The sequence below is a fragment of the Streptomyces sp. NPDC058964 genome, assembly GCF_042741275.1.
Classification (GTDB): Bacteria; Actinomycetota; Actinomycetes; order Streptomycetales; family Streptomycetaceae; genus Streptomyces.
This window is the reverse complement of sequence record NZ_JBHYKH010000043.1, coordinates 23,069-30,559: the sequence shown is the minus strand read 5'-3', so window position 1 is coordinate 30,559 and position 7,491 is coordinate 23,069. Positions and strand designations below refer to the sequence as shown.

Sequence of the window (7,491 nt, the reverse complement as noted above, 5' to 3'; positions counted from 1 at the left end):
TTAAACCCCCCCGGTCCGCCCGGGGGGGGGGGGGGCGCCCCCCTCACCCCCGCCCCCAACCCACCCCCTCCCCCCCTGGTCGGGCCGGGGGCGGCTTCGCCGTGGCCAACGTCGAGTACCGCCGCGGCAGCGCGATCCCCGCCCAGGGCGGCGCCGGTCCGGTCGCCGGCCGCTGGCCGGACACCTTCGACGACGTCGCCGCGGCGCTGGACGCCCTGCCCGCGCTCGTCCGTGAGGCGCTCCCACAGGCCGACCCGCGCCGCACGGTGGTCACCGGTCACTCGGCGGGCGGCCATCTGGCCCTGTGGGCCGCGGCCCGCCACGTCCTGCCCGCCGGCGCCCCGTGGCGCACGGACGGCCCCGCCCCGCTGCGCGGCGTGGTCGCCCTGGCGCCGATCGCGGACCTCGCGATCGCGGAGAAACTCGACGTCTGCGGCAACGCGTCTCTCCAACTCCTGGGCGGAGAGGAGAAGTTCAGCGAGCGGCGGCCGTACGCGGACCCGGCGCTCCTGCTCCCCACCGGCATCGCGACCACCCTCGTCCAGGGCCGCACGGACACGGTCGTCCCGCAGGCGGTCGCCGAGTCGTACGCGGAGGCGGCGGCGAAGTCGGGGGAGGTCGTGGGGCTGACGCTCCTGGAGGACGTCGGTCACTTCCCGCTGATCGACCCGGCGGCGGACGCGTGCGCGGTGGTGGCGGAGGAGATCGCGCAGCTGGCCTGGTGACACGGACTCCTCCGCCCGGCTCCGGCGGACCCGGTGAGGGGAACCCCGGTCATACCCGTAGTACCTGAGAGCTACGGCCGGGAACAGCTCCCTGGCGGGACGCGAACGACACGTCCCGATTTCTAACTTCGCCTTCAGACAAGCCCGATGGCCGGGCGGACTGGAGGGAAGCCGACCATGGGGCCTGAACGGGACGGTACGACGCGGGCCGGTGGCACCGGACCGAGCCCCTCCGAACGGCGCCGCGAGCGCCGGGGGCGGGGGCGCCGTGTCCTCCTCGCCGCACTCGTCGCCGCCGCCGTGGTGATCCCCCTGTCCGCCGCCGCCCGGCCGGAGATACCCGCCCCGGCCCCGGCCGCCCTCGCCCCGCCGACGGCGGCCACGCTGGCACGGGCGTACGCCGCGAACCGTGCCGACGCCGCCGCGGCCGCCCGTATGGCCGCCGCCCACGGCGACCGCCACCGTGCCTGCGCGGACCGCTCGCTGGCCTCCCCGTCCCGCCATTTCCTCACCTTCGACGGCCGGGGCTCCGGCCGTGCGACGGAGGTCCTCGGCGACCTGGCCCGCGCCGACCACGTAGCGGTCCTGGTGCCCGGCTCCGACACCTCCCTCGACACCTACGGCCGCTTCCACAGGGCGGCGGCCGCTCTGTACGACGAACTCGTCCGACGCGCGCCCGCCCACGACCGGGTGGCCGTCGTCGCCTGGCTCGGTTACGACACCCCGGGCACGGTCAGCACCACGGTCACCACCACGGGCCGCGCCGAACAGGCCGCGCCCGGTCTGCGCGCGTTCTCACGGGAGCTGCGCGACGTCGTGGGAGAGGGCACCCACATCACCGCCGTCTGCCACTCCTACGGCTCGGTCGTCTGCGGCCGTGCCGCCGCCGGACTGGACGTCGACGACCTCGCCCTCGTCGGCAGCCCCGGCACGGGCGCCGGCTCCGCGGCCGCGCTGCGCACCCGGGCCCGGGTGTGGGCGGCCCGCGGCTCCGACGACTGGGTGGCGGACGTACCGCATGTCAGCGCCGACCTGTTCGACACCACCATCGGCTTCGGCACCGACCCGGTCTCCCGGGCCTTCGGCGCCCGTGTCTTCGACGCCGCCGACGCCGGCCACAGCGGCTACTTCACACCGGGCTCGACCGCCCTCGCCAACCTGGCCCGGATCGCCCTCGGCGAGACCTCGGAGGTGACCCGTGCGTGAGCCGGTCCTGAACCCCGCAGGTCCCGTGAGTCCGGCGAGCCCGGTGAGCGGCCCGTCCCGCGCGAACGGCACGACCTTCGTGAACGCCCGGACCGCCGCGCGCCGGCCGGGCCTCCCGCGCCGCGCGCTGGACGCGGTACGGCACGGCGCGCGCCGTGTGGACGCCGCCACTCCCCCCTCCCGGGACCGCGCCGTCGACGCTCTGCGCGCCTTCGCGATCCTCGGCGTGGTCCTCGGCCACTGGCTGGTCACGGCCCTGGTCGCGGACGGCGGCGCGCTGCGCGCGGCGAGCCCCTTGCAGCACATGCCCTGGCTGGCGCCCATCTCCTGGGTCTTCCAGACCCTCGCCGTGTTCTTCCTGGTGGGCGGGCACGTGGCGTCCCGGTCCCATGCCTGCGCCCGGGCGCGCGGGACGACCTACGGCCGGTGGCTGCGCGGCCGGCTGTCCCGCCTGTTCCGGCCGGTGGCCGCGCTGCTGGTCCTGTGGACGGTGGTGGCGGCGAGCCTGCTCGTCTCGGGCGCGCGGTTCGAGACCGTGCGCACGCTCACGAAGCTGGCCCTGTCCCCGCTGTGGTTCCTGCTGGTCTTCGCGGCCCTGACGGCGGCGACCCCGCTGGTGGCCCGGCTCAACCCGCTCTGGCCCCTGGCCGTCGTCCTCCACGTGGACCTCATCAGATTCGGCCTGGGCGGCGCTTATGCGTGGCTCGGCTGGGTGAACCTGGCGGCGGGCTGGCTGGTGCCCTACAGCCTGGGCGCGGCCTGGACCCGGGGCGAGCTGGAAGGCCGACGGGCGGGCTGGGTGCTGTTCACCGGCGGCGCGGCGGCCACCGCGGGGCTGGTCGTGTGGGCGGGGTACCCGGCATCGATGGTCGGGGTTCCCGGTGCCGCGGTCTCCAACCTCGACCCCCCGACCCTGGCGGCCGTCACCTTCGGACTGGCCCAGTGCGGGCTCGCCCTGCTGCTGCGCGAGCGTCTGCGCCGCGCGGTGGCCCGGCCGGTGGCCTGGGCGGCGGTGGCGCTGGTCAACCTCTCCGCGCTGACGGTCTTCCTCTGGCACCAGACGGCCCTGATGGCCACCACGGCCATGGCGCTCCCGGCCGGCCCCCTGGCCGGCCTGCACACCGTCCCCGACGACCTGACCTGGGTGGCGGCCCGGCTGGCCTGGCTGCCCCTCTTCACCCTGGCCCTCGCCCTCTGCCTGACCGCGTTCCGCTCGTACGAACAGGGCCCCCGCCGTCCCGGGGACCACCCTTCCCGGGTCGTCCGCCGCCACCTTCATCCGCGCCGACCACGACCGAAGAAGTCCCGCCATGCCTAGGGTTGACCGGGTGCTCCCCACAGACCCGGCGGCCGCCGACGGCGAGAAGTCCCCCGAGGGGCCGCCCGCGCCCCGATTCACGAAGCGTCTGCCGCACGGCCTGCTCACCGACCGGCGCCGTTGGCTCCGCGGCCTGACCTACCTGGTCACCGGGTGGATCGCCCTGGGCATCACCCTGGCCGGCGAAGACATGACCGCTGCCTACGGCTTCAGCACGTCCGGCGGTCTGCTGGCCGTTTCCGCCCAGGGCCTCGCGGTCGTCCTGGCACTGTCGCGCCCCGCCTCCGCCTGGGCCCTCTCCCTCGCCGCGACGGTCGTCACGGCGGCGTCCGCCCACCCCGCTCCCGCGGGCGCCCCGCTGCCCGGTCCCAACTGGCCCTGGTCGACCCCCCAGGTCCTGGCCCACGCCTTCGTCCTTCTCCTCCTCGCGCTGCGGCTCCCGACCCGCAGAGCGGTCGCCGCGCTGGCCGTGTGGGGGGGGGGGACCTTCGTGAGCGGGGGCCTCGACCCGGGCACGCGGCACAGCCCGACCGGCTTGGTCGCGGTCGCGGTCTTCGCCGTGGCCGTACTCGTGGGCACGGCCCTGCGCGGCCGCAGCGAGGCCCGCACCCAGCTCGTCGAGCAGGAGACCATCACCGCGGAGGAAAGGGCCCGCCGCACCCTGCTGGAGGAGCGCAGCCGTATCGCGCGCGAGCTGCACGACGTGGTCGCGCACCACATGTCGGTGATCTCCATCCAGGCCCAGGTCGCTCCACACCTTGTGGAGAACCCCTCCGAGGAGCTCAGGGAGAACCTGGCCGGCATCCGGCAGAACGCGCTCGAAGCACTCACCGAACTGCGCCGGGTGCTGGGCGTGCTGCGCTCGGAGAGCCCGGACGATCCCGAGGCCTCCGAGGAACCGCAGCCCACCCTCGACCGCCTGGACGCGCTCATCGAGAACACCCGGGCCGCCGGCCTGGACGTGGTGACCGACATCCGGGGCGAGCCCCGCCCCTACCCGCCCGGTGTGGAGCTGTCCGCGTACCGCATCGTCCAGGAGGCACTCAGCAACGCCCTGCGCCACGCGCCGGGCTCCCGGGTCCGCGTGGAGGTGAGCCACTTCTCCGAGGGCGTCCACCTGGGAGTCATCAACTCCCGGCCCCGGCACCCGGTTCCGCCCTCCCCGGGCACGGGCCACGGCCTGCTGGGCATGCGCGAACGCGCGACAATGCTCGGCGGCCACGTCACGGCGACCCCCACCCTGCACGGCGGCTTCATGGTGACGGCCTTCCTGCCCCAGGAGTCCCCGGGCCTGCCCCGCACGCGTACACCGGCACCCGCCGACGAAGGAGACAGAACCCCATGACCCGCGGCGGAGAAACCATCCGCGTCCTCATCGCCGACGACCAGCAGATGGTCCGTCAGGGCTTCACCGTGCTGCTGAACACCCAGCCCGACATCGACGTGATCGGCCAGGCGGTCGACGGCCGGGACGCGATCGCGAAGGTCGCCGAACTGACCCCCGACGTGGTCCTGATGGACATCCGCATGCCCGGACTCGGCGGCATCGAGGCCACCCGCGGTATCACCACGGACGATCCCGCCGTCAAGGTCCTGGTCCTCACCACCTTCGACCTGGACGAGTACGTCTACGAGGCACTGCGCGCGGGCGCCTCCGGCTTCCTCCTGAAGGACGCCTCCGCGGACAAGCTCGCCGAGGCGGTCAGAGTGGTGGCCGCCGGCGACGCCCTGCTCGCCCCCGGGATCACCCGCCGCCTGATCGCCGAGTTCGCGCGCCTGGACGGCTCCCGCCGGGCCCCGCTGAGGCAACGCGTCGGCGATCTGACGGAACGCGAGACGGAGGTGCTCGCCCTGATCGCCCAGGGCCTGTCGAACGCGGAGATCGCGGAACACCTGGTGGTGGCCGAACAGACCGTGAAGACCCATGTCGGCCGCATCCTGGTGAAACTGGGCCTGCGCGACCGGACCCAGGCGGCGGTGTTCGCCTACGAGTCGGGCCTGGTCCGCCCCGGAGCCCGCTGAACACACGGTGCCCGGCCGTGCCCGGCCGCGACGGTCTGCCCCTCGTAGCACCTGAGACGGATCCGCAAGGACCCCTCTCAGAGGTGACGACCGCGATCCCGGCCCCGCTTACCGTTCTGTACGTGACCGAGACGACGCACACGCAGACGACACCGCCGGGCGCGGCCAGGCCGCGCAGCCCGGAGTTCCGGCTGGTCGCGGACGCCCTGCGGGGGCTGCGGCAGGACCTGTTCCACGACGCGTTCGCGTATGTGCCGCTGCCCCGGATGAGCGTCGACGGCCCGCTGACCCGCCATCTCGGCGGCCGCGCGCGGGAGTACGCGGCCTGGACACCGCACGCACTGGTGGCGGCCGCCGGCGGGGTGGCGATGCTCAACGGGTTCTGGGGCAGTGCCACCGGCGGCGGACCGAATCTGCTGCGCGGTCTCCTCGCCCTGATCCCGGTGCTGCTGACGCTGGTGCGTCCGGTGGGGGCCTTCTGGCTGTCCATCGCGGCGACGGCGGCCGTCCTGAGCACGGGATCGGCCTGGGACGACTGGCCGTGGCTGCCGGGCAGCGCCGTCGCCCACCTCGTGGTGCTCACGGTGGTGGCGATCCGGACCGGCCCGCGCACGGCGGCCTGGATGTGGGCGCTGACCGCGGCCTACGGCTTCCTGGTCGAGGGCACCTTGGGCGGGGGCCACTACGACAGCAACGTCGGCCCGATGCTGGTGATCTCGGCGATGGCCCTGCTGGCCGTCACGGTCTGGCACATACGCCGGGACGCCGTGCAGAAGGTGACCGCCCAGCAGACGGTGACGGCGCACGAGCGCTCCCGCCGCACGCTGCTGGAGGAGCGCACGACCATCGCCCGTGAGCTGCACGACGTGGTCGCCCACCACATGTCGGTGGTCGCCATCCAGGCGGAGGCGGCGCCGTACCGGGTGGAGAACCCGCCGCCGGAGCTGGAGAAGGCGTTCGCCACGATCCGGGAGAACGCGGTGGCGGCGCTGACCGAACTCCGCCGTGTCCTCGGCGTGGTCCGCGCGGAGGACTACGAGGCTCCGGACGCCCCGCAGCCCACCCTCGCCGACCTGGGCTCTCTGCTCGCCAACGTGCGCGAGACGGGGCTCGCCGTGGAGAAGACGGTGACCGGCGCGGTGCGTGAACTCCCGCAGGGGGTGGAGCTGTCGGCGTACCGGATCGTGCAGGAGGCACTGAGCAACACGCTGCGGCACGCGCCGGGGGCGAGCGCGCGTGTCGAGATCGGGTACGTCCTCGGCGGGCTCGGCGTGCGCATAGTCAACGGCCCGCCGCCCGCGGGGGCCCTCCTGAAGCCCTCACCGGGTGCCGGGCACGGCATCACCGGGATGCGCGAGCGGGTCTCCATGCTGAACGGTGAGATGACGGCGGGCGCGGCGGACGACGGTGGTTACGAGGTGTCGGTGTTCCTGCCGGTCGCCATGGAACCGGACCGGGCCGATGACGGGCACGGCGAGAGCAACCAGAACAACCGGAACGACCAGAACACCCGCAACGACCGGAACGACCACGGGAACGGTGCATGACGACCCGCACGATCCGCGTACTGATCGCGGACGACCAGATGATGGTGCGCGAGGGCTTCTCGGTCCTGCTCAACGCGATGCCGGACATCGAGGTCGTCGGCGAGGCCGTCAACGGCCGCGAGGCGGTCGAGCGGGTACGGGAACTGGCCCCGGACGTGGTCCTGATGGACATCCGGATGCCCGAGCTGAACGGCATGGAGGCGACCAGGGAGATCGTCGCCGCGGACGGCACGGCGAAGGTGCTGGTGCTGACCACGTTCGACCTCGACGAGTACGTGTACCAGGCGCTGCGGGCGGGAGCCTCCGGCTTCCTGCTGAAGGACGCCTCGGCCCGCCAACTCGCCGACGCGGTACGCGTGGTGGCCTCCGGCGAGGCGCTGCTCGCCCCCTCGGTCACCAAGCGGCTGATCGCGGAGTTCTCCCGGCTGTCCGAGGCACCCCGGCCGGCGTCCACCGCGCATTCGGCGTACGGGGACCTGACGGAACGGGAGACGGAGGTGCTGGTCCTCATCGCCCAGGGTCTGTCGAACGCGGAGATCGCCGAACGGCTGGTGGTCGCCGAGTCCACGATCAAGACGCACGTGAGCCGGATCCTGGTGAAGCTCGGCCTGCGCGACCGGACCCAGGCGGCCGTGTTCGCCTATGAGGCGAGGCTGGTCACGCCGGGCTGAGA

At 74.1% G+C, this 7,491-nt stretch carries 7 protein-coding genes; all 7 read left to right on the top strand.

The window, feature by feature from the left end; genetic code table 11:
- The coding region (locus ACFW2E_RS08550; RefSeq protein WP_384463349.1) for an alpha/beta hydrolase family protein at positions 1-725 on the top strand (725 nt) is incomplete at its 5' end.
- A 177-nt stretch (positions 726-902) separates the two neighbouring features.
- Positions 903-1,931 carry an alpha/beta hydrolase gene (locus ACFW2E_RS08545; protein WP_384463346.1) on the top strand — a complete coding sequence of 343 codons (1,029 nt, stop codon included), beginning with the start codon at positions 903-905 and terminating at the stop codon, positions 1,929-1,931.
- A gap of 79 nt (positions 1,932-2,010) precedes the next feature.
- Complete coding sequence (locus tag ACFW2E_RS08540) at positions 2,011-3,249, top strand: acyltransferase (protein WP_384463355.1); 1,239 nt, start codon at positions 2,011-2,013, stop codon at positions 3,247-3,249.
- Positions 3,242-4,594, top strand: a complete 1,353-nt coding sequence (locus ACFW2E_RS08535; protein ID WP_384463343.1) for a sensor histidine kinase — start codon at positions 3,242-3,244, stop codon at positions 4,592-4,594. Before ACFW2E_RS08540 ends, ACFW2E_RS08535 begins: the two co-directional genes overlap by 8 nt.
- The gene (locus ACFW2E_RS08530) at positions 4,591-5,271 is read left to right on the top strand and encodes a response regulator (RefSeq protein WP_384463340.1); all 681 of its coding nucleotides are present in this window, start codon (positions 4,591-4,593) and stop codon (positions 5,269-5,271) included. The genes ACFW2E_RS08535 and ACFW2E_RS08530 overlap by 4 nt, the downstream gene beginning before the upstream one ends.
- A 122-nt stretch (positions 5,272-5,393) precedes the next feature.
- Positions 5,394-6,818: a sensor histidine kinase gene (locus ACFW2E_RS08525; protein WP_384463337.1), complete on the top strand. Its 1,425-nt coding sequence runs from the start codon at positions 5,394-5,396 to the stop codon at positions 6,816-6,818.
- Entirely contained in the window at positions 6,815-7,489 is a 675-nt protein-coding gene (locus ACFW2E_RS08520) for a response regulator (RefSeq protein ID WP_384463334.1), read from the top strand. Before ACFW2E_RS08525 ends, ACFW2E_RS08520 begins: the two co-directional genes overlap by 4 nt.
- The last annotated feature ends 2 nt before the right edge of the window (positions 7,490-7,491 follow it).

Bases quoted from the DNA above. Each gene is read 5' to 3' on its own strand.
- ACFW2E_RS08545 (WP_384463346.1), top strand. From the start codon at position 903: ATGGGGCCTGAACGGGACGGTACGACGCGGGCCGGTGGCACCGGACCG.
- ACFW2E_RS08535 (WP_384463343.1), top strand. From the start codon at position 3,242: ATGCCTAGGGTTGACCGGGTGCTCCCCACAGACCCGGCGGCCGCCGAC.
- ACFW2E_RS08530 (WP_384463340.1), top strand. From the start codon at position 4,591: ATGACCCGCGGCGGAGAAACCATCCGCGTCCTCATCGCCGACGACCAG.
- ACFW2E_RS08520 (WP_384463334.1), top strand. From the start codon at position 6,815: ATGACGACCCGCACGATCCGCGTACTGATCGCGGACGACCAGATGATG.